General features: G+C 70.5%; 1 protein-coding gene. It reads left to right on the top strand.

Annotated features, from left to right (window positions below; all coding sequences use genetic code 11):
- Positions 1–208: 208 nt before the first annotated feature.
- Positions 209–397: an FxLD family lanthipeptide gene (locus RH94_RS09560; protein WP_079188957.1), complete on the top strand. Its 189-nt coding sequence runs from the start codon at positions 209–211 to the stop codon at positions 395–397.
- Positions 398–427: the final 30 nt, after the last annotated feature.

The raw sequence follows: 427 nt of genomic DNA, 5'->3' as shown, positions 1-427 counted from the left end.
CCCCGCCGCGCCACGAGGAGACCGTCCTTCTCCAGGTCCTGGCCGGTGCGGCGTGACGCTCCCTCGCGGAGCAGACAGCCAACCCACTGACTTCCAGAAGGACCGTGCCGAAGCGACGGGGGCTCGTCGCGGCCACCTGGTACCGAACGCCGGGACCTGACCGGGTCCCGGAATCCTGCACCACTCGCCACTGCCCAAGGAGGCATGCATGACCGCCATTCACACCGAGCAGCCGCCGACTGCCGCACAGCCGAGCGCTGACACCTTCGACGAGGCCGACCCGTTCGGGCTGGACATCACCTTCATCGAGGGCACGCCGGCGACCGAGACGGTCCTGATGTGCAGCACCGGCGACAACTGCGGCAGCTCCTGCCCGAGCGCCTGCACCACCTCGTAACCCAGGTCCGCCCGGCGGCGTGGGCCGGAC

It is taken from the genome of Streptomyces kebangsaanensis (genome assembly GCF_001906585.1).
Taxonomy (GTDB): Bacteria; Actinomycetota; Actinomycetes; order Streptomycetales; family Streptomycetaceae; genus Streptomyces; species Streptomyces kebangsaanensis.
The sequence above is the reverse complement of the archived record's forward strand: the minus strand, read 5'-3'. Positions and strand labels throughout refer to the sequence as shown.

Excerpts from the sequence above, each read along its gene's own strand:
- RH94_RS09560 (WP_079188957.1), top strand. The coding sequence starts at position 209 with ATGACCGCCATTCACACCGAGCAGCCGCCGACTGCCGCACAGCCGAGC.